Source organism: Exiguobacterium sp. s70, assembly GCF_018618315.1.
Taxonomy (GTDB): domain Bacteria; phylum Bacillota; class Bacilli; order Exiguobacteriales; family Exiguobacteriaceae; genus Exiguobacterium; species Exiguobacterium chiriqhucha.
On record NZ_JACSLV010000001.1, the window covers coordinates 67093 to 86301 of the forward strand.

Annotated in this window: 26 protein-coding genes; 4 read left to right on the plus strand and 22 right to left on the minus strand. The window is 52.5% G+C overall.

Annotated features, from left to right (window positions below):
• Positions 1–11: 11 nt before the first annotated feature.
• On the plus strand, positions 12–425 hold the full coding sequence (locus KNP84_RS00375; protein ID WP_021067710.1) for an SA1362 family protein: 414 nt from the start codon (positions 12–14) through the stop codon (positions 423–425).
• Positions 426–460: 35 nt separating this feature from the next.
• On the opposite strand, the gene hpt is transcribed toward KNP84_RS00375, so the two are convergent.
• A complete protein-coding gene (gene hpt / locus KNP84_RS00380; RefSeq protein ID WP_029595267.1) occupies positions 461–988 on the minus strand; it encodes a hypoxanthine phosphoribosyltransferase in 528 nt (175 codons plus the stop codon).
• A 179-nt stretch (positions 989–1167) separates the two neighbouring features.
• Positions 1168–1596, minus strand: coding sequence for a transcriptional regulator MntR (gene mntR, locus KNP84_RS00385; RefSeq protein WP_021067712.1), 429 nt, complete (start codon positions 1594–1596; stop codon positions 1168–1170).
• 170 nt (positions 1597–1766) lie between these two features.
• Between mntR and KNP84_RS00390 the strand changes: the two genes are divergently transcribed.
• Positions 1767–2141 (plus strand): rhodanese-like domain-containing protein, encoded by a 375-nt coding sequence (locus KNP84_RS00390; RefSeq protein WP_081637957.1) that lies wholly within the window; start codon positions 1767–1769, stop codon positions 2139–2141.
• Positions 2142–2228: 87 nt separating this feature from the next.
• Here KNP84_RS00390 and gcvPB read toward each other — a convergent pair whose 3' ends face one another.
• The 13 genes from gcvPB to KNP84_RS00455 all read right to left on the minus strand — a co-directional run bounded on the left by gcvPB (position 2229) and on the right by KNP84_RS00455 (position 10993).
• Positions 2229–3704 (minus strand): aminomethyl-transferring glycine dehydrogenase subunit GcvPB, encoded by a 1476-nt coding sequence (gene gcvPB / locus KNP84_RS00395; protein WP_021067714.1) that lies wholly within the window; start codon positions 3702–3704, stop codon positions 2229–2231.
• Positions 3704–5041: an aminomethyl-transferring glycine dehydrogenase subunit GcvPA gene (gcvPA, locus tag KNP84_RS00400; RefSeq protein ID WP_215114379.1), complete on the minus strand. Its 1338-nt coding sequence runs from the start codon at positions 5039–5041 to the stop codon at positions 3704–3706. The genes gcvPB and gcvPA overlap by 1 nt, the downstream gene beginning before the upstream one ends.
• Positions 5042–5066: 25 nt before the next feature.
• The gene (gene gcvT / locus KNP84_RS00405; RefSeq protein WP_058763896.1) at positions 5067–6140 is read right to left on the minus strand and encodes a glycine cleavage system aminomethyltransferase GcvT; all 1074 of its coding nucleotides are present in this window, start codon (positions 6138–6140) and stop codon (positions 5067–5069) included.
• Positions 6141–6287: 147 nt separating this feature from the next.
• Complete coding sequence (locus KNP84_RS00410; protein WP_021067717.1) at positions 6288–6626, minus strand: hypothetical protein; 339 nt, start codon at positions 6624–6626, stop codon at positions 6288–6290.
• Complete coding sequence (locus tag KNP84_RS00415) at positions 6623–7108, minus strand: shikimate kinase (protein WP_236355692.1); 486 nt, start codon at positions 7106–7108, stop codon at positions 6623–6625. Before KNP84_RS00415 ends, KNP84_RS00410 begins: the two co-directional genes overlap by 4 nt.
• Positions 7101–7379: a hypothetical protein gene (locus tag KNP84_RS00420; RefSeq protein ID WP_021067719.1), complete on the minus strand. Its 279-nt coding sequence runs from the start codon at positions 7377–7379 to the stop codon at positions 7101–7103. The genes KNP84_RS00415 and KNP84_RS00420 overlap by 8 nt, the downstream gene beginning before the upstream one ends.
• A complete protein-coding gene (locus tag KNP84_RS00425; protein WP_165569415.1) occupies positions 7379–7861 on the minus strand; it encodes a prepilin-type N-terminal cleavage/methylation domain-containing protein in 483 nt (160 codons plus the stop codon). Before KNP84_RS00425 ends, KNP84_RS00420 begins: the two co-directional genes overlap by 1 nt.
• The gene (locus KNP84_RS00430) at positions 7797–8033 is read right to left on the minus strand and encodes a hypothetical protein (RefSeq protein ID WP_131471258.1); all 237 of its coding nucleotides are present in this window, start codon (positions 8031–8033) and stop codon (positions 7797–7799) included. Before KNP84_RS00430 ends, KNP84_RS00425 begins: the two co-directional genes overlap by 65 nt.
• Positions 8020–8457 carry a prepilin-type N-terminal cleavage/methylation domain-containing protein gene (locus KNP84_RS00435; RefSeq protein WP_021067722.1) on the minus strand — a complete coding sequence of 146 codons (438 nt, stop codon included), beginning with the start codon at positions 8455–8457 and terminating at the stop codon, positions 8020–8022. Before KNP84_RS00435 ends, KNP84_RS00430 begins: the two co-directional genes overlap by 14 nt.
• Positions 8454–8765 (minus strand): prepilin-type N-terminal cleavage/methylation domain-containing protein, encoded by a 312-nt coding sequence (locus KNP84_RS00440; protein WP_021067723.1) that lies wholly within the window; start codon positions 8763–8765, stop codon positions 8454–8456. The genes KNP84_RS00435 and KNP84_RS00440 overlap by 4 nt, the downstream gene beginning before the upstream one ends.
• Before the next feature lie 17 nt (positions 8766–8782).
• Positions 8783–9760 (minus strand): type II secretion system F family protein, encoded by a 978-nt coding sequence (locus tag KNP84_RS00445; protein WP_021067724.1) that lies wholly within the window; start codon positions 9758–9760, stop codon positions 8783–8785.
• Positions 9742–10548, minus strand: a complete 807-nt coding sequence (locus KNP84_RS00450; protein ID WP_031200309.1) for an ATPase, T2SS/T4P/T4SS family — start codon at positions 10546–10548, stop codon at positions 9742–9744. The genes KNP84_RS00445 and KNP84_RS00450 overlap by 19 nt, the downstream gene beginning before the upstream one ends.
• 58 nt (positions 10549–10606) lie before the next feature.
• Positions 10607–10993 (minus strand): Spx/MgsR family RNA polymerase-binding regulatory protein, encoded by a 387-nt coding sequence (locus tag KNP84_RS00455; RefSeq protein WP_021067726.1) that lies wholly within the window; start codon positions 10991–10993, stop codon positions 10607–10609.
• A gap of 249 nt (positions 10994–11242) precedes the next feature.
• Here KNP84_RS00455 and KNP84_RS00460 point away from each other — a divergent pair, with 249 nt between their 5' ends.
• Positions 11243–11506, plus strand: coding sequence for a DUF2626 domain-containing protein (locus KNP84_RS00460; protein ID WP_021067727.1), 264 nt, complete (start codon positions 11243–11245; stop codon positions 11504–11506).
• Between the two features lie 37 nt (positions 11507–11543).
• On the opposite strand, the gene KNP84_RS00465 is transcribed toward KNP84_RS00460, so the two are convergent.
• Positions 11544–12164, minus strand: coding sequence for an MBL fold metallo-hydrolase (locus tag KNP84_RS00465; RefSeq protein WP_029595255.1), 621 nt, complete (start codon positions 12162–12164; stop codon positions 11544–11546).
• A 157-nt stretch (positions 12165–12321) separates the two neighbouring features.
• On the opposite strand from KNP84_RS00465, the gene KNP84_RS00470 reads away from it, so the two are divergent.
• Complete coding sequence (locus KNP84_RS00470; RefSeq protein WP_021067729.1) at positions 12322–12501, plus strand: DUF2759 domain-containing protein; 180 nt, start codon at positions 12322–12324, stop codon at positions 12499–12501.
• Between the two features lie 79 nt (positions 12502–12580).
• On the opposite strand, the gene KNP84_RS00475 is transcribed toward KNP84_RS00470, so the two are convergent.
• The 6 genes from KNP84_RS00475 to KNP84_RS00500 form a co-directional block, all read right to left on the minus strand.
• Positions 12581–14497 (minus strand): LTA synthase family protein, encoded by a 1917-nt coding sequence (locus KNP84_RS00475; RefSeq protein WP_215114033.1) that lies wholly within the window; start codon positions 14495–14497, stop codon positions 12581–12583.
• Between the two features lie 243 nt (positions 14498–14740).
• A complete protein-coding gene (locus KNP84_RS00480) occupies positions 14741–15703 on the minus strand; it encodes an ROK family glucokinase (RefSeq protein WP_214835158.1) in 963 nt (320 codons plus the stop codon).
• Between the two features lie 93 nt (positions 15704–15796).
• Positions 15797–15991: a YqgQ family protein gene (locus KNP84_RS00485; protein WP_021065735.1), complete on the minus strand. Its 195-nt coding sequence runs from the start codon at positions 15989–15991 to the stop codon at positions 15797–15799.
• Positions 15988–17010, minus strand: a complete 1023-nt coding sequence (locus tag KNP84_RS00490) for a M42 family metallopeptidase (protein WP_215114034.1) — start codon at positions 17008–17010, stop codon at positions 15988–15990. The genes KNP84_RS00485 and KNP84_RS00490 overlap by 4 nt, the downstream gene beginning before the upstream one ends.
• Positions 17011–17025: 15 nt before the next feature.
• Positions 17026–18078 (minus strand): rhomboid family intramembrane serine protease, encoded by a 1053-nt coding sequence (locus KNP84_RS00495; protein ID WP_215114035.1) that lies wholly within the window; start codon positions 18076–18078, stop codon positions 17026–17028.
• A gap of 155 nt (positions 18079–18233) precedes the next feature.
• Complete coding sequence (locus tag KNP84_RS00500) at positions 18234–19190, minus strand: L-lactate dehydrogenase (protein WP_021065732.1); 957 nt, start codon at positions 19188–19190, stop codon at positions 18234–18236.
• Between the last annotated feature and the right edge of the window lie 19 nt (positions 19191–19209).

The window sequence follows — 19209 nt, forward strand, 5'->3', positions numbered from 1 at the left end:
AGGAAAGCACCATGATCAGACAAAGAATCGGCTCGACCGCAGCCACGATCGTGTTCATCTTAGGCTTCATCGGTGTCGGACATATGCTCGCGACCGACCCTGGTCGATTGTTCAGACAGTTGCTCTTCATCGGGATTTTCGGGTTGATTTTCTATGTGATTTATCGAGTGTTCATGGCGCCGAAAATTTCGGCTGAGGATATGCGTTACCGGAAGACCGCTCAAGCCTCGAAAAAACGAATGCAACGCCCAGGTGCGAATCCGAAAGTCAAGCCGTCCACTGCGGCCAAGAAGAAAGTGAAACCCAGTTCGAACGTGACGAAACTGTCGAAGCGTCCGACCCGCTCGGCGCATCGCAGTGACGCCCCTCACTTGACCGTCATCGAAGGCAAGAAAGGCAAGAAGAAAAAGAAAGCCAATATGTGAAAACGAACCAGGCCATATCCGGCCTGGTTCGTTTTTCATTCTGTCTCGACGAAGCCGATGTACGGCAGATTGCGGTACTGTTCGGCATAATCGATGCCATACCCGATGACGAATTCATCTGGAATCTCGAAACCGACATAGTCCGCATCCAACGTGACGAGCCGGCGGGCCGGTTTATCGAGAAGTGTACAAATCTTCAATTCTCCCGGTTGATGTAACGTCATGTGCTGGCATAAGAATTTGAGCGTCTGTCCCGTATCGATGATGTCCTCGATGATGACGACGTACTTTCCTTCGACATCGAGATCTAAATCTTTACGGAGTTGGACGTTCCCACTCGAGACCGATTTCTTCCCGTATGACGACGTCGCGACCGTGTCGAGTTGGACACTGCCCGTCATCTCGCGCATCAAGTCGGCTGCGAAGACGAGCGACCCTTTTAAGACGGCCACGAGGACGATCGGTGTCCCTGCCGCATCGCGTTCGATTTGTTGGGCGAGTTCCGCCACACGTTGTTTAATCTGCGCTTCGTCAAACAGTTTCCCTTTGATTTGAATATCCATAATGTCGGCGATTGTTCGCCGTCACCCCCTTATCTTTCTTACCAGCACCCATTCTATCATAAAAACGGCTTAAAAATAGACTTTACTTGAAAAATATGAAGTCATTGTTCGGTTTTAGGTTAGATTTACGTAAAAAACGACCGCTTCCGATTCGATTCATCGGTCGCGGTCGTTTACATTCACTCGTCTTCAGAGCGGTTCACCTCTTGAAACGCACGAAACTGTGCCATGAGTTCCGGTTTGTCTTCGAAAAATTCGACGAATTGGGTCATACAGTCGAGCGTATTTGAGCTTAAGTGGTGCTCAATCCCTTCGACATCCTCATAGACGTGAGCTTCGTCGACGCCAATCAAGCGTAGAAATGACTCGAGCATCGCATGCCGTTCGACAAGCCGTTTCCCGATTTTCTGGCCTTTGTTCGTCAGCATGAGACCTCTATATTTCTCATAAATCAAATAATCTTCCCGGTCGAGCTTTTGCACCATTTTCGTGACAGAGGAGGGATGCACCCCTAAATGTTCGGCGATATCGGATACGCGAGCGTATCCTTTCTCCACCATCAGCAAATAAATTCGTTCTAAGTAATCTTCCATACTCGGTGTCGGCATGGGCATAGCCTCCCCTTATGTTCCGTTCTGCAATCTCTATTTTAACGCAACCATTTAGAAACCGAAAGCAGAACGGGGAAATCCATCAGTCAATCATTGTCTCATGACCTTAAATTCTTTATAATGGATGTTGGTGAAACTTAATAGAGAAAGGGAGAACATCAATGGGAATCGAAACTATCCTCGTCATCATCCTATGGGCTGCGCTCATCGCATACATCGTCTGGCGTTTCTTGCCGGCTCGCGGTTTGAAGAAAATGAAGCAAGAAGAGTTCCGTGCATCGCTCCGTAAAGGTCAATTGATCGACGTCCGTGAACCGAACGAGTACAAGGGAGGCCACATCGTCGGCGCCCGTAACATCCCGGTCGGACAAATGAAACTGCGCATGAAAGAACTTCGCAAAGATCAACCGATCCTCATGTATTGCCAAGGCAAGTCACGTACGAACCAAGCGGCCAAGCTGCTCATGAAAAATGGTTATACGGACATCTACATGCTCGACGGCGGCTTCAAAAACTGGAAAGGGAAAGTCAAAAAAGACTGACCCGCTCACTACGTCCACTCCTTCTAGCGGAGATGGACGTTTTTTTGCGCCAAAAAACCCGCTCGCTTATAGCGAACGGGTTCGGTTTCAATTGATGGACGACGGTTGGCGTCGTTCGTATTTGAGCACCGGCTTGCGAGCAGCGAGCGTCTCGTCGAGTCGTTTGACGACCGTGGTATGCGGGGCCGTCTGAACGATTTCCGGATTCTCTTCTGCCTCTTTGACGATTTGGAGCATCGCGTCGCAGAATGCGTCGAGCGTCTCTTTCGATTCCGTCTCCGTCGGTTCGACCATGATGCACTCCTCGACGTTGAGCGGGAAGTAAATCGTCGGCGGATGGTAGCCGAAATCGAGCAATCGTTTGGCGATATCGAGCGTACGCACGCCGAGCGCTTTTTGACGTTTTCCAGACAAGACGAACTCATGCTTGCAGAACGTATCGTACGGCACATCGAACGCATCTTTCAAGCGGGCGAACATATAGTTGGCGTTCAATACCGCTTCGCGTGAGACACGCGTCAACCCTTCCGCACCCATCGTTTTGATGTAGCTGTAGGCGCGGACGTTAATCCCGAAGTTGCCATAGAACGGTTTGATGCGGCCAATCGATTGCGGACGATCATAATCGAGCGTGAAGCCCGTTTCGGCACGGCGCGCAATCGGCGTCGGCAAATACGGAATCAAGTCGCGCTTCACTCCGACCGGTCCAGATCCTGGACCGCCACCACCGTGCGGGCCCGTGAACGTCTTATGCAAGTTCAAGTGGACGACGTCGAAGCCCATATCCCCAGGACGGGCGATCCCTAAAATCGCATTCGAGTTGGCTCCGTCGTAATAAAGTTTGCCGCCGGCCTCGTGGACGACTTTGGCAATCTCCAAAATGTCGGCCTCGAACAAACCGAGTGTATTCGGGTTCGTCAGCATGAGCGCTGCCGTATCGGCCCCGACTTTTGACTTCAAGTCTTCCAAATCGACGAGCCCACGCTCATCTGATTTGACGGTCACCGTCTCGAAACCGGCGACGACGGCCGAGGCCGGGTTCGTTCCGTGTGCCGAATCCGGCACGAGTACTTTTGTCCGTTCCATATCACCGTTGTGATGGTGGAACGCCTTGATGAGCATGAGACCGGTCCATTCTCCATGGGCCCCGGCTGCCGGTTGAAGCGTCACTTCGTCCATGCCGGTGATTTCGGCAAGTTGTTCTTGCAGGTCGACCATGAGCTCGAGCGCCCCTTGAATTGACTCGACCGGCTGCAACGGGTGGATATGGGCGAAGCCAGGGAGGCGGGCCATATCTTCATTCACTTTCGGGTTATATTTCATCGTGCACGAGCCGAGCGGATAGAAGCCGGAATCGACACCGTGGTTGCGTGTCGACAGCGACGTATAATGGCGGACGACATCAAGTTCCGATACTTCCGGAAGCTCGGCCGCTTCTTGACGGATCATCGAAGCCGGTAAGAGCGTGTCCAAATCGACTTCCGGCACGGTCGGTGTCGGCAAGTTATAGCCCGTTCGTCCTGCACGTGACACTTCGAAAATTAATGTTTGTTCGTGTTGCATCACTTCATCCCCCCAACCACTTCAACAAATTGATCGATTTCTTCTTTCGTCCGAAGCTCCGTCGCGCAGAGCAACATTTGCGTCTGCCGTTCTGTCTCATACGAGCCGAGTGGCAAGCCGCCGATGATGCCGGCCTCGAGCAGATGACGCGACACATCTTCCGCATCGACTCCGAAGTCGACGACGAACTCATTGAACATCGGCCCTTCATCGATTACCGTGTAACCGGCAGTCTTGAGTGCTTCTTTCATGTAATGGGCCGTTTGAATGTTACGGACGGCCATGTCACGAATCCCGTACTTCCCGAGGGCAGACATCGTGATTGATGCCGCGAGCGCATTGAGCGCCTGGTTCGAGCAGATGTTTGACGTCGCTTTGTCACGACGGATGTGTTGTTCACGGGCCTGAAGCGTCAAGACGAAACCGCGCTTCCCATCCTCATCGACCGTTTGACCGACGAGGCGGCCTGGAAGTTTGCGCATGAGTGCTTGTTTGACGGCGAAGTATCCACATGAAGGACCGCCGAAGCTTTGCGGGATTCCGAACGGTTGGGCGTCACCGACTGTGATGTCGGCACCGAGCGCACCCGGTGATTCCAGAATACCGAGCGCGAGCGGATTGCTCGACACGACGAACAAGGCGCCGGCGTCGTGCGCTGCTTTCGCGAGGGCTGACAAGTCCTCGACACGACCGAAGAAGTTCGGATATTGGACGACGAGACACGAGGCGTCCGTCAAATCGATGTCAGATATATCGGTCACTCCCGCACTCACGTCCGTATATTCGACCGTGAGCCCTGGCCCACCGGCGTATGTTCGGATGACATCCTTCGCTTCCGGATGGACCGCTCCTGATACGACGACACGTTTTTTCTTCGTATGGGCACTCGCCAGATACGTTGCTTCAGCGAGGGCAGTGATTCCGTCATACATTGACGAGTTGGCCACGTCCATCCCCGTCAATTCGCAAATCATCGTTTGGAACTCGAACATCGCTTGGAGTTCACCTTGCGAGATTTCAGGTTGATATGGCGTATAAGCAGTATAGAACTCGGAACGGAGAAGCATATGGTTCATGACGCTCGGAGAGAGGTGATCGTACATCCCGGCCCCGAGGAAACTCGGAGTCGATTTCGTGTGCACGTTTTTCTCAGCCAGCTTCGTCATATGACGAACGAGGTCAACTTCCGGAAGCGGCGCACCGATGGCCGCTAAAGAAGCCGTCTCCCGGAGCAATGCTGGAATATCCTCGAGTAGGTTTTCAATCGACTCTACGCCAATCGTCTGCAACATGTCACGCTCATCTTGCTCTGTCATCGGTAAATAACGAAACTCCATTCTATTCATGCTGAATCCCCCTGTTTCATTTACGTTTATAAAACGGTGTCGGTACACGTTCGGCTTCTATTTTTTTACCCCGAACTTCAACGATAAAGTGTGTCGCCTCCGCGAAACGGCGATCGACGCGCGCCCAGGCAATTGATTCGTTCACCGTCGGCGGCATCGTACCAGTCGTGACAACACCAATCGTCTCTCCGTCAACTTCGACCGTCGCGCCTTGACGAGCGATACCACGCCCGAGCAGACGCAAGCCGATCAATCGGCGCGGGATGTCTTCTTTTTGCTTCACGAGGGCGTCCTTACCGATGAACTCAGTATCGAGTTTGACGGCAAAGTTCAAGTTCGCCTCGAACGGAGTGACCGTCTCATCGAGCTCGTGCCCATAGAGCGGGAGGCACGCTTCAAATCGGAGCGTGTCACGCGAGCCGAGCCCGCATGGCGTGACACCTTCAGCTTCTAACGCTGACCAAATTGCGGCTACGTCTTCGGCGCGGGCATACAATTCAAACCCGTCCTCCCCCGTATAGCCACTGCGTGAAACGATGGTCGACACGCCGGCCACGTCGCCGGTCATGAACCGGAAAAACTTGATGTCGGCCAGCGGCAAATCCGTCAAACGGCCGAGCACTTGTTCAGCCATCGGTCCTTGGATGGCGATTTGACCATAGGCGTTCGACTCATCCGTCACTGTGACGTCCCCTGTGACATATTCACGGACGTGCGCCACATCTTTTTCGATATTCGAGGCGTTGACGACGAGCCAAAATGCATCTTCATCAAGTCGATAGACGAGCAGGTCGTCGACGACACCGCCATTCGGTAAACAGAACAGATTATACTGCGCCTGACCGATCTGTAATTTTGACACATCGTTCGTGACAAGACGTTGCACGTTCTCGAGCGCATCCGGTCCTTCGATGCGAATCTCCCCCATGTGTGACACATCGAACATCCCGACGTTGTTGCGAACCGCTTGATGCTCTTCTTTAATCGATGAGAACATGATCGGCATCTCAAACCCCGCAAAATCCACCATCTTCGCCTTTACGGAAATCAAATCATATAAAGGCGTACGTTTTAACGATACTTTCTCCATATTATCCCCCAATCCCGAACGTAAATAATGTATTTCGTGAAATATTTCGTTTTCTATTCCACTTTATCAATTTTTTGCGGCTCTGCCTAGCCAAAATGGGCAAAAATAAAGAGGATGGAAAACGAAAACGTTTTCATCCTCATTATTTCATATTTTAGTCTCAGTGGAAACGTCTGGGCGTTCGATTCCGGCGGTCCGTTTAATTTCTTTCGTCAAGCCGACGGTCGCTTGTTTCAGCTCCATCGTCTCGTCCTTCACTTTCACCGAATAGGCTTTCATCTGTTTCACCGATGCATTGACCGTATCCACGTGTTGTTTAATCTCATTGACGAGCCCTTGGATGACGTCGGCACGGATTTGGAACCGTTCCGTCAAGCGCTTCACGCGACGAAGGTCTGCCTTCATTTTATTACGGTACAATAAGAAGCCATACAAGCCGAGCCCGACAAGTGCGAGTACGATAATCCCAAGATTAATCCAAATCATCCTTCTACCTCCTTCAACTGATTCAATGTATGCGCGATGGCCTCTGTGCAGAGCGAAGCGTCAAGCACGTGATTTGCGCGCGCATAGAGCGGTCGACGACGTTCGTACAATGCATGAACGGCCGCTTTTCCGTTACGAACGAGTGGACGGTCCGAGTCTTTAATCCGTTCCCAACAAGCTTCAAACGGCAAGTCGAGCGTGATGATGACACCTTGCTCTCGCATCCATTCCATATTCGCTTCCCGTTCAACAATCCCTCCGCCCGTCACGATATAGTCAGCGCGCGCATTTTGTAACAGTCGACTCTCTTGGAGCCGAAACGCTGCTTCGCCGTAACGATCGAAATATGCCGGGATGTCCATACCGGTATGTGTTTCAAACAACTCGTCTAAATCGATGACGTGATTCGATTTTGCAAGATATTGTTTTAAGCTTGATTTACCTGTACCCATAAATCCAATGATGTAAAACGGTTTAGTCATCGAAATAAATCACCTCTTTATGTCGTTCACCGGTCTGAAGGCGTACGTCGACCTCAATCGTCCCAGTGCCGAGCGGACGGCATTGGATCGTGCCGGTCGGTCTCGTCAACGCGACCGCGGTCGACCCGCACGTCCGCTCCGCCACCATCACGTGAGCCTCGAAGCGAATCGCCAAGGCATCGAGCGCCAATTGTTCAGTGCTTCGTTCGATATCAGTATACCAAAACATCGCCCCGCCGAGTAACCACGTCAATACGATTAACGTCGACATCACAAAGTATCCGCGCGCATGCACATCACGTTCTTCTCGCGCGGCCCGGTCGCATCGTTCCATTGAATTCGAAAACCTTCCCCTACCGGTTCGACCCGGTACGCCTCGATTCCTCTTAAAAATAGCAAATTCCCTCCCCCGTCTCCGACCATGACCAAGTTCCGGTCGATTTGTTTGAGCGTCCACGTCCATGTCGTCCCGTCCGGGCGCACGTGCGTACCGACGAGACGGCCCGACACGACGTCACAATCGCGGCTCTCGAACAGTTTCCGCACCATCAGTTGCGGCGTCGTCTGAACTTTCGCCCGAGGTTGTTCATAAAATGCTTGTCCGAGGACGAGGAAGTGGACCATCAGCCCGATGAAGAGCGGGATGATCAACATCGTGAGACTCACTTCGAGCAAGGTGAAGCCCGAATCAAAGCGTCGGCAGGCAAAGGTCGCCGTCACAGATTGTTTGGCGTCCGCTCGGGTTCGCGGCATCGCGCAGCACCTCCCCTTGGAGCCGTTCATACTTACGGACGGTCGTCTCGAGGCGCTCGACCCGTTCCGTCGCCGCCTCGATGAATGGGGCAACGACACCGACCCAAGCCAGTAAGAGCGCCAGACTGAGGCAAATCTCCCAAAACGTGACTCCTTGCTCATTTCCCTTCAACGCGCAACACCTCCGGCTCGTACGTCCCCATCCTGAATTTCAACGTCACCATCGTCGTTCCTGAATAGAACTTCCACTGTCCCGCATACGTCGCTGCCGTGCGTGAAAAGACGATTTCACTATTGGTCGGCAAACTCAGATTGACCCCTTCCGGCACCACGCGGGACACGATTGGTGTCGTCCCGCAAGCGATTTGGTAGCGCCGTTCTTTGAGATACCAACGTAAACGCGGCACACACGAGCCGTCGGCGGCGACGTAGGGCGCTTGTCCCACTTCGGCGATGTCACTCACGAGCGCCTCCGTGAAATCGAATAATGCCAACCGGTCCATCGACCGGACGACCGGGGTCGCCATGAGGAGCAGGAGTGCCAAAATGACGAGGACGGCCGCCGTCTCGATTAACGTATAGCCGTCTCGCCTCACTGTTTCGTCAACGTACCGGTCGTCGGCGCATACGTGTACACGAGCGACTGACAACTGTATTCGAGCGGACTCTCAGTCGTGGCACGGTCGATCGCCACTAACGTCTCAGGGTACGCTTTATGTTCCGCGTAATACAAATTGATTTCGGACTCGACGATGCGCACACTGCCCTCGCAACTGACGCTGTCCGCTCGTGACTTCCCGTCTGACATCGACGGGACGAGGAGCAAGAGCAACACCGAGATAATTAGCAAGACGGCGGCCATTTCGACGAGCGTGAATCCTTGTTCTGATTTGAAGCGTGTCATAATCAGATTCCTCCTTGTCATAGTTGAGACATGATTAGTTTGACCGGCAAATAAATCGTATAAAAGATCATCGTGACCATCACCGTTAAAAATCCGTATAACATCGGTTCCGCCTTGGCGATCAGCTGCTTCCAATACAGCTCCATCTCTTCGAACACGAGATCCCGATGAATCATCATGATTGATCCGAGCTCCCCGCTCACCGTCCCGACGCCGAACAGACTGACGACTTCATGCTCGAGCAAACGCTCTTGCCGCGCCGCCGCCTCGAGTTCGCACCCGGCCGACATGCGCTCATGCATCCGTCTCGCGATGCTCGCCACTTCACCGTCTCCTCGTGACAGCCGCTCGATGATGTGACGGACCGAACCCTGTCCTTCACTCAACAAGGCTAACTCACTGACGAACAAGTACGTCACGTACAGCCGTCTACCTCTCTCGACGACACGTAGCGGCACGAGTCGGCCGCGTCGGCCGTTCCAATAGAGGCCGGCCCCAGTCACGAGCAATCCGACGAACAGACCTGGGAAAAACCATCGCGACAGAAGAATCGCGTTCAGCCCATCGAGCGTATCGACCTCTACCATCGTCAACAGCTTTGGGAAGATATACAGGGCGTAAATCGCACCGAGCCCGAGCAGCATCGTCAAAATCACGAGCGGGTACCGTGCCAACTGGCTGAGTTCTTGCCGTAGATTGCGGCGCATCGTCGATAAGACGAGCACTTGCTCAAGCCCTTCCAAAAAATGATGACCCCGTTCGGCTGTGACGAGCATCTCTCGCATCCTCGGGTCGGTGACGAGTCCCTCGAACACGTTGGCGAGCGGGCGTCCTTGCTCAAGTTGATTCCGCATCTCACGGATGGCTAGCTTCATTTTTCCACGTTCATGCAGTTCGAGCGTCTCGAACGTCTTCTTCAACCCGACTCCACGTGACTGGAGTCTGAGGAAGCGGCGAATGATGGCCAACTCCTTGCTCAATTGGTCTCGGACCACGTACAGCTCACCTCGTCTTCCCGGTGCAGGATGCACCAATGCCGTGTGACTTCCATCTTCCCCGTGAGCTGTTCGAGTCGCCGTTCGCCATCGGTCACACTCGCCGTATGGAACGTCGCAATCGTCATATGACCGCTGAGTGCCGCATCATGCGCCACCCTCAACTCCTCACTCGTCCTGATCTCTCCGATGACAATCACATCCGGATCGGCCCGGAGCGTCTCTTTCAGCAACGTGCGATGGTCGAGTCCCGCTTTCGGATTGACTTCGAGTTGAATCACGCCCGGCACTTGCTTCTCCGGAGGGTTCTCAATCGTGACGATGCGTCGACCGGCCAAACTTTGTAAAAACGCATATAGGACGGTCGTCTTCCCCGCCCCGGTCGCGCCCCCGATTAAGAGCAGACCTTGCCGAAACGTCGACCATTCGTTGAACCGATGGACGTCCTTGTCATCTAACAACTCCGCTAAGTGGAACGAGGCGTTCGGAAGCCGCCACGACATGAGCGTACGGTCGAACGATGGTAGGAAAGTGACCCGGATTGCCTCAACTGACCCGGCGTACATACCGGACTGGGGCACGCGATGATCTGTTTCCGTCAACGAGCACCAATACTTCATATGTAAGGTCAATCGTTCATAGTCTGTATGTGTCATCATCTCCAATCGTTGCAAGTGTGCCCCATGCCGTACTTGAATCATCACCTCGTCCCCTAACGGCATGAAATGGACATCACTTGCCTGCAACGTACGTGCCGCATCAATCACTCGCTCAATCATTCGTATCATCTCCGCCACCTCAACTTGAGCATAAAAAAAAGCCCACTCGTTGGAAAGTGGACTTGTGTCATGAAACGTTTGCAGTTGTCGATTCGAAACGGCGGGCATACGCCTCGATTGTCGCCTTGTCATAACCGACAATGACTTCGTTGCCATCCGTCAAAATCGGGCGTTTCAATAGTTTCGGATTTTCGCTCATCAACTTGAGCAACTCGCTCAGCTTTAAATCTTCGACGTCAATGTCTAATTGCTTGAACGCCTGACTTCTCGTTGCAAGAAGCGAGTCGACTCCGTTTTCGCTCAGTGCCAATAGCGTCTTCAATTCGTCCACGGTCGGGGCGTTGCGGAAGATATGGCGCTCGCTAACCTCAAGGTGCTGCTCCTGTAAAAACGCTTTCGTCTTACGGCATGAAGTACAGCTCGGGTACGTGTAGAACATCAATTCATTTGCCATTTCAATACCTCCTCATAATGTGTGGAACGATTCGTTCGATGTGTGTAAGTTGATTATACAACCTTATACCCGTTTTGTACATAGTTTGTACAAGTTTTTTTATTTTTTTGTACAACCTTGCCCAACGTTTTTATTTCACATATTTTTCACGATTATTTTGCTCAATTCACACGTTTTCATAGCATTTTTCTGAATGTGTTGGTAAAATAGTGAATGAGAATGGAATAATGCACGTATGGGGGGATTAACATGGCGAGAATGTTCCGTGTCCTAGGCTTTTGGACTGGGTTGATCGCGGCGCTTGCTTTCGTAGGCGCACTCGGTGGAGATCAAAGCAGTAGCGAACATAGTGGTGACTTCGTCGTAATGGGTCTTGTCTTTTTAGCTCAAACTATTTTCTTCGTCGCACTAGGCTACTTGAAACTCACTGAAAAAACGTATGTATACGTGTTCGGCGCTTATTTGACTGTCTTCTTCGTCGTCTTCACGTATTGGAGTAACTTCCAAATGTAAAAAAAGATTGTCTCCTCGTGAGACAATCTTTTTTTAGTTATCTGTCGAAAAACGGATTCGTCCGAATCTCGGCCTCGAGCGTCGTCTTTGGTCCATGACCTGAATAGAGCACCGTTTCACCCGGTAATAACTGACGCATGCGATCGATCGATCCAAGCAACGTCGCTTGGTCACCACCGTACAAATCGGTTCGTCCGACCGACTGTTTGAAAATCAAATCCCCACAGAAGGCGATGCGTTCGGTCGGGAAGTGAAGCGTGACGCTGCCCGGCGAATGACCCGGCGTGTGATGCAACTCGATGGTGAACGCACCGATTTCGAGCGTCTTGCCTTGGTAGATCCGTTCGGCCGGTCGCATCGCCGCACTTGGCAGATGAAACTTCGCCGCCCCGTTCTTCTCGTCGTCCATCAGCCACGTCCGTTCCGCTTCATGGACGTAGACCGGGACGTTGTAACGGTCACGCAAGGCATCGATTCCCCCGATATGGTCAAAGTGGGCATGTGTCAACAGAATGGCGTTCAAGCCACCGAATCGTTCAACTGCCTCGAAGAATTTCGGGTCATCCGTGCCCGGGTCGACGATGAGGACCGTACCTTCTTTTTCGAGTACGTATCCGTTCTCTTGGGCCAGGCCCGATGTGATTCTTACTATGTTCATCCAGAACACCTCCCCCATCATTCTAATCGATATTGTGGCAAAATTGTAGCGGAGGCTTTCTTTTCTCGACAGCGTCTACATTATCGGATAAAATAATAATGATATTTCAGTGAAATTTTTATGAATTTCATGACGTATAATAAAGGGGGAACTCGTCATGCATTTGTATGAACCATTTGGATGGATTTCGCTCATCGTTGCACTCGTTGCAATCTGGGGAATGGCCCGTTCGTTTAAGAAGCGCCAATTCTTTCCACTTGCTTTCGCCGCGGTCACTGTACTCGTATTCGGATTTTTCGGCGTCGCGACATTGATTTACGGTGGAATCCCAAGCTAATGAGCACGAAGACGACTCTGGTCGTCTTTTTTTGTATAACAAATAGCGCCGTCCCGGCTAAGCGGGACGGCGCTATTTGTTATTGTTCGGTCTGCTCTTTGAAGCGGAGCAAATCTGAGTAAATCAAATCATCGTTCATTTGGAGAATCTTCTCTGCTTCTGCACTATCCGGTCCACAGAGCGAGACGTCCTCGACGACTTCACCGCTCGAAGCGTCATAGCATGTCGATTGCGTCCACACGTATTCGTCGGTGATGACGGTGCCATCCCGGAAGATGGCGCGGCTCGTCCGGTCTTCCGATAACAAGTCACTTCCGAAGCCTACCGTGTCCGACGTATCGATCCCGAGCAAGTGCAAGATCGTCGGCTTCATATCGATATGACTGCCGATCGTCTCGTGCACTTCACCCTTGTCTTGTCCCGGTAGATGAACCGCGAACGGGACGGACTGGAGCTTGGCGACGTCGTATGGCGTCAACTCGTCTTTGCCGAGCAAGTCGGCCATGGCGTCGTTATGGTTCGTCGAGATTCCGTAATGGTCACCGTAGACGACGAAAATCGTGTCGTCCCACATGCCGTTCGCCTTCAACTCGTCGATGAACAAGCCGAGCGCATAATCTTGATACGCGAGCGCTTGTGGGAAGTTGTTGAGTGTCGTCGAACTCGTCTCGAATTTCGGCACGAGTTCGTAGTCCTCGCTCGGCATCGTGTACGGGAAGTGGTTCGTGAGCGTGATGAACTTCGCATAGAACGGTTCCGGCAGCTCTTCGAGCATCGGAATCGACTGTTCGAAGAAGCTGTCATCGAGCAGTCCCCACTCCGTCATGTCCTCGGGGTTGCCGAGGTCATAGCTCTTCTCATCGAAGAACTGGTCGACGCCGATGTTTTGATACATCAAGTCCCGGTTCCAGAACGATTTGTTGTTCGCATGGAACACGGCCGAGTAGTAATTGTCTTCCTTAATCAATTCAGGGAGTGCCTGATACTCATTATCGGCGTTCGTGAAGTAGACGGCACCACGCGGAAGTCCGTATAGCGAGTTGTCGAGTGCGAACTCGGCATCCGACGTCTTCCCTTGGCCGACCGTATGGTAATAGTTCGGCCAGTAGTGGGACTCTTCGATCAGTTTGTTCAAGTTCGGTGTGATGTACTCGCCGTTCGACGCTTTCATGTTGTGCGTGAAGTTTTGGGCCGACTCGAACGAGACGACGACCACGTTCTTGCCTTTATACTTCCCGAAGTAGTCCGGGTTCGGTGCTGCATAGTGTTGACGGGTGTACTTCTCGATTTTGGCGAGTTCTGACCCGTCAGCCATCGCCTTCTGAGCCGACGTTTTCGTTTGAAGCATCGCATCGTAGACGTGGAAGTTGAACGTCCCGATATTCTTGACCAACAGTTCCCGGTCGAACGAACGAGTCAACAGTTCCGGACGCTCTGTTTCAGCGAGCGACAAGTTGAACAAGAACACGACGACGGCCGTCGCGAATGTCACGAGCGCTCTCCGATGAGAGGCAGCCGTCGCTGTCGCGTTGATGCGCCATAGGATGAACGGCAAGACGAGCACGTCCCCGAGGATAATCAAATCTTTCCATTCCAACAGTGACGTGAACGATGTCGACAACGTCTCCATGTTCGACGGTTGCAAGATGACCGGCATCGTCAAGTAGTCGGTAAACTCGCGGTAATAGACGGCATCCGCAAACAAGATGAACGATGCTGCGGCATACAGCATGTACAAGACCCATTTCTGCTTATTTCCTTTAAAGAAGAAACTGAACGCGAATAGGAATAGAGTGGAGCTGATCGGGCTGATCAGCAGAATGAATGCCTGAGCGGTGTTTTCAATCGGGATATTGAAGAAAAATTGGTAAACTACGTACGTCTTCGTCCAAAGTAATAGCGAGAAAATCCAAAATAACCGATATTCATGAAACGAAGCGCGGACCGTATCATTCAGTCGCATAGTAAGCTTCGAGAAGCTCTGAGATGACTTCATCTGACGGCCTCCTCCTCTGTTCAACGGGCGACGAGATCAACTGATTCGCGTCCCCCCTATTTTTTTATAAGTCCAATTGGCTTGTTATCCATTTCACGTACGATAACAGTCCGGTATCAAGTCCAAATCTTACCCCTTTTTTAACAAAAAATCAACTCCGTCATTACAAATTTTACATTATCCCATACCCGTTCCAATTAAAAAACACGCCTGCGTCAAATCGCAGGCGTACATGGACAAACGTTATACACGAGTCGGGATAAAGTGTTTACGAGCGAGCCACGCACAACCGATGACACCCGCATCGTTCTCGAGTTCCGCGATTTTGAACGCCGTCGACGCATAGACGCGCTCGAGGGCGAACCGTTTGAACTGCTCGTCGAGCGGCTCGAGGAGTGCTTCGCGTGCTTTCGAGACGCCTCCGCCGATGACGATCATCTTCGGGTTCAACGTGTTGGCGATATTCGAAATCGTCAATCCAAGATATTCGGTCATCTCGTTCACGACTTCTGTCGCGACGACATCGTTCGCTTTATAAGCTTCGAACACGTCGCGTGCCGTCACTTCGTTCAGTTCGTTCAATGACGTCGTCCGACCTTTACGTTTTTGGAGCGCCAGACGGGCGACCCCTGTAGCCGAAGCAATCGTCTCGATGCAACCTTTACGGCCGCAGCCACACATGACGGCTTTCGACTCGTCACGTTCAACCGTGATATGGCCAATCTCCCCAGCCATACCAGCAGCCCCGTGGACGATATTGCCGTTCGTGATGACACCGCCGCCGACGCCTGTGCCGAGCGTGATGGCGAGCAGTTCTGACGCGCCTTCGCCTGCCCCTTTCCACATTTCACCGAGTGCGGCAGCGTTGGCGTCATTCTCTAAGACGGCCGGCAAACCGACCGCTTTCTCGAACTCGCTGACGAGCGCAAAGTTTTTCCAGCCGATGTTTGGTGAATATTCGACCACACCTTCTGAAAAGTTGACGAAGCCTGGTGCCCCGATGCCCGCTCCTGCGAAATCTTGCTTCGCTTTGCCCGACGTTTCTAAATAGGCTTCGAATGAAGCGGCAATATCAGTCGGAATATGTACCCCGTTCTCACGAATATCCGTTGTAATCTCCCACTTGTCAGAAATAATCCCGTTCATATCGAGGACGGCCATCTTCACCGTCGTTCCACCAATGTCGATTCCTAATAACCACTTCATGTGTTCCACTCCTCGTCTCGATTAAATCGCTTTCATCCCATAGTTTACACTATTAAACCCCTAGTGCAAACCTTTGCACTAGGGGTTTTTCTGTCAATCTCTTGAATTTTTCAGTTCATGGGTCAAAATAATCTTGGCCGTGTCATATTCCCGTTGCTCAATCATTCCGCCCGCATGCAACTCATCGAGTTCCATCATCATGAGCCCGATCTCGGCATCGCGCTCACCGATATAAATGATCGTGCCGAACGATTTCAAAAATTGCTGGACGTCATAAAAATTTTTCATCGTTCGTCCTCCATCGCGGTGAGCACGAAACGGTACAGCAGTTCTCGCGTCGCTTCGAGCGATTTGAGATGCGTCCGCTCATAGCTATGGCTTGACTCGATGCCTGGTCCGACGAGCGCGTGGCGCACATCGTAGCCGGCTCCGATTGCAGCCGAGGCGTCCGATCCATAGTACGGATAGATATCGACTTTATGGGCGATGTCATGTTTACGGCATAGCGCGGTGAATTGACGGCGCAACCCGAGATCATACGGGCCTGACGAATCTTTCGCACAAATCGAAACTGTATACTCGTCAGAGTGTTGCCCGTCCCCGAGCGCACCCATATCGACAGCGATATATTCAGTCACCGCCTCGGGAATTCCGGCGTTTCCCCCGAACCCGACCTCTTCATAGTTCGAGATCAAGTAATGGACCGGGTGTGGCAACTCCGCCTCGACCAGATCTTTCGCCAAATCGAGCAAGATGGCAACGGACGCCTTGTCATCGAGATGACGTGATTTGATATAACCGGCGTCGGTCTGACGGAAGCGCGGGTCGAACGAGACGAAGTCCCCGACCTCGATGCCGAGGGACCTTACGTCTTCGGCTGTATGGACGTCCGCGTCCAAGCGCACTTCGATCGTTGACGCCGTCCGTTCGGCGCTATTCGTGTCCTTATAGACATGGACGCTCGATTGATGAATGAGAATCGTTCCTTCAATCGGCGCACCCGTCTCGGCATGAACCAGACAGTTCTCCCCTTCGATTGCGGTCCAGGCGTATCCGCCGACTTGCGTCAAGCGCAAGCGGCCGCTCGGCAAGATTTCTTTCACCATCGCGCCGAGCGTATCGACATGGGCCGTCAACAGACGTGCTCGATCCGATTTGCCCTCAAATGTCGCCAGAAGCGCCCCTTTGTTCAAGCGTTTCGTGGGGATCCCGAGTGCCGACAGTTCTTGTTCGACGAATCCGATTGCCTCGTCCGTCATCCCGGACGGACTTGGAATTTCAACCAATTGCTTCAACGTTTCAATCATACCCTTACTCCTTTGTCATCGATTGTAGCCGAGCCAAAATAATGCGCCGGACGCCACGAACATGAGCCCCGCAAATAGCAGGCGACGTTTCTTCACGTGTTCATCCGGTAAGCCGACCACTCCCGCCATCAGAAAGCCCCCGACGAGTCCACCCGCATGTGCGGAATGGTCCAAACTAGCGCCAAGGACGAAAGCGAGTCCCACGTTTAATCCTAACATAATAAACAGTGGAGGGCCGAGTGTCTTCATAAATAAGGAGCGGTCGCGCAGTCCGAAATAGAGCAGTGCGCCGACAAGCCCAAACAATGCCCCGGACGCGCCGGCCGAGATGGCTTCGCTGAACGCATACGAGGCGACCGTGGCGATGACACCTGCCAACAGATAAATGGTGGCGAAACGCGTCGACCCGTACATCCGTTCCACGAGCGGGCCGAGTGACCAGAGCGCGAACATGTTGATGGCGAAATGGAACCAACCGATATGAAGGAACATCGGTGTGATCAGTCGCCACCATTCTCCTTCGTCGATGAGAGGATTCACTTTCGCACCGAAGCGGATGAGCGTGTTCGGATCGAGCGTCGAGCCGATTGATTCGGCGAACCACATGACGAGGAACGTCACGAACATGAGCGCATAGACGAACTGAGGCTTCCCAAAGGCGAACCGTTGCTTCAGTTCATTTTTCCGTTGTTGGTCGAGAGCGACGGCACGCGGGCGATATGACGTTTCCGTTTCGGCGCACGGCCGCATCTCGAGCTTCACTTTTGCCGCAATCGGGAACTTGAGCGACGACAGACGCTCTTCATCGACGAGCGGGTCACCATAAATGTGGACATGGAGCTTCTCGCGGCCGATTCGGGCCAAGCGAAACGAGTTCATGACCGCCTCGACGTCCAAGGCGACATGGTTCGCCCACGCCTTATCTGTCCGTATGTAGAGGTGATAGACATCCCCGGCTTTCGTGTCGAACAATAAAAGTGCCCGCGACGGCTCTAAGACGCCCTCGATGCGTCCTCCTGCTTCGACGGCACGATATACATCTTCCCAAAAACATGCTGGTTCTGTCATGTTGGCTCACCTCCTTCTATACTTTCATTCTAAAGGAATTTAGGCGGGACGACAAAATCGAGCATCGCCCCAATCTGCCCCGCTCTTCCGTCGGTCCACAAAAAAACCGTAGTGGCGGTAGCCAACTACGGTCATGACAGAACGAGTAATCGTTCTTATAAGACAGGTTGCATCGTTTTCAATAACACTTCTGCCGAATGATGCATCTTTTGTTTTTCTTCGTCTGACAACTCGATTTCCACGACTTGACGGACTCCTTGGCGGTTGATGATGGCCGGTACACCGATATGGATATCGTTCAAGCCGTATTCACCATCTAAATGTGCGCCGACCGTCAACAACGTGTTCTCGTTACGGAGCACAGCCTTGACGAGACGGAGCAAACCGAGGCCGATGGCGTAGTATGTCGCGCCTTTGCGCTCGATGATGTGGTACGCCGCGTCCCGAACGTTGACGTAGATGTCTTCGAGGTCTTCCCATGTATATTCGTCGTTCTCTTCAAGCAACTGCTCGACCGACTTCCCGTAGATGCGGGCGTTGCTCCAGGCCGCGAATTCCGTGTCTCCGTGCTCACCCATGATGTAGGCGTGGCAGTTGCGTGGATCGACGTTGAAATAGTCGCCGAGCATGTAACGGAGACGTGACGTATCGAGTACCGTTCCTGATCCGAACACGCGGTGTTTCGGTAAACCTGAGTATTTCCAAGCCAAATGTGTCATGATGTCGACCGGGTTCGAGGCGATGATGATGATGCCGTCGAATCCAGATGCCATGATGTCCCCAATCATCGATTTCATGATTTTGGCGTTCTTCTCGACGAGGTCGAGGCGAGTTTCACCCGGTTTTTGCGGAGCACCGGCAGTGATGACGACGATATCTGCTGCACCACAGTCCGTATAGTCCCCTGCCCAGACGCGCATCGGTGAAGAAGCGAACGAGACGCCGTGGTTCAAGTCCATCGCTTCGCCTTCCGCCTTCGATTTGTTGATGTCGATAATGACGAGTTCCTCACAAAGACTTGCTGTCGTCAATTGGTACGCAAAGCTGGCACCGACCGCTCCGGCCCCAACTAGCGCGACGCGTGTTACTTTTGCATGATTTAATGTTTCCATATTGATTCTCCACCCTTCG

Bases quoted from the DNA above. Each gene is read 5' to 3' on its own strand.
- KNP84_RS00500 (WP_021065732.1), bottom strand. From the start codon at position 19,190: ATGGAAACATTAAATCATGCAAAAGTAACACGCGTCGCGCTAGTTGGG.
- mntR (WP_021067712.1), bottom strand. From the start codon at position 1,596: ATGCCGACACCGAGTATGGAAGATTACTTAGAACGAATTTATTTGCTG.
- gcvPB (WP_021067714.1), bottom strand. From the start codon at position 3,704: ATGCAACACGAACAAACATTAATTTTCGAAGTGTCACGTGCAGGACGA.
- KNP84_RS00410 (WP_021067717.1), bottom strand. From the start codon at position 6,626: ATGATTTGGATTAATCTTGGGATTATCGTACTCGCACTTGTCGGGCTC.
- KNP84_RS00465 (WP_029595255.1), bottom strand. From the start codon at position 12,164: ATGAACATAGTAAGAATCACATCGGGCCTGGCCCAAGAGAACGGATAC.
- KNP84_RS00425 (WP_165569415.1), bottom strand. From the start codon at position 7,861: ATGCCGCGAACCCGAGCGGACGCCAAACAATCTGTGACGGCGACCTTT.
- KNP84_RS00480 (WP_214835158.1), bottom strand. From the start codon at position 15,703: ATGAAGTGGTTATTAGGAATCGACATTGGTGGAACGACGGTGAAGATG.
- KNP84_RS00450 (WP_031200309.1), bottom strand. From the start codon at position 10,548: ATGATACGAATGATTGAGCGAGTGATTGATGCGGCACGTACGTTGCAG.
- KNP84_RS00475 (WP_215114033.1), bottom strand. From the start codon at position 14,497: ATGAAGTCATCTCAGAGCTTCTCGAAGCTTACTATGCGACTGAATGAT.
- gcvPA (WP_215114379.1), bottom strand. From the start codon at position 5,041: ATGGAGTTTCGTTATTTACCGATGACAGAGCAAGATGAGCGTGACATG.
- KNP84_RS00375 (WP_021067710.1), top strand. From the start codon at position 12: ATGATCAGACAAAGAATCGGCTCGACCGCAGCCACGATCGTGTTCATC.
- KNP84_RS00455 (WP_021067726.1), bottom strand. From the start codon at position 10,993: ATGGCAAATGAATTGATGTTCTACACGTACCCGAGCTGTACTTCATGC.
- gcvT (WP_058763896.1), bottom strand. From the start codon at position 6,140: ATGGAGAAAGTATCGTTAAAACGTACGCCTTTATATGATTTGATTTCC.
- KNP84_RS00490 (WP_215114034.1), bottom strand. From the start codon at position 17,010: ATGATTGAAACGTTGAAGCAATTGGTTGAAATTCCAAGTCCGTCCGGG.
- hpt (WP_029595267.1), bottom strand. From the start codon at position 988: ATGGATATTCAAATCAAAGGGAAACTGTTTGACGAAGCGCAGATTAAA.
- KNP84_RS00470 (WP_021067729.1), top strand. From the start codon at position 12,322: ATGCATTTGTATGAACCATTTGGATGGATTTCGCTCATCGTTGCACTC.
- KNP84_RS00460 (WP_021067727.1), top strand. From the start codon at position 11,243: ATGGCGAGAATGTTCCGTGTCCTAGGCTTTTGGACTGGGTTGATCGCG.
- KNP84_RS00495 (WP_215114035.1), bottom strand. From the start codon at position 18,078: ATGACAGAACCAGCATGTTTTTGGGAAGATGTATATCGTGCCGTCGAA.
- KNP84_RS00420 (WP_021067719.1), bottom strand. From the start codon at position 7,379: ATGTCGACGTTAATCGTATTGACGTGGTTACTCGGCGGGGCGATGTTT.
- KNP84_RS00415 (WP_236355692.1), bottom strand. From the start codon at position 7,108: ATGACTAAACCGTTTTACATCATTGGATTTATGGGTACAGGTAAATCA.
- KNP84_RS00485 (WP_021065735.1), bottom strand. From the start codon at position 15,991: ATGAAAAATTTTTATGACGTCCAGCAATTTTTGAAATCGTTCGGCACG.
- KNP84_RS00440 (WP_021067723.1), bottom strand. From the start codon at position 8,765: ATGACACGCTTCAAATCAGAACAAGGATTCACGCTCGTCGAAATGGCC.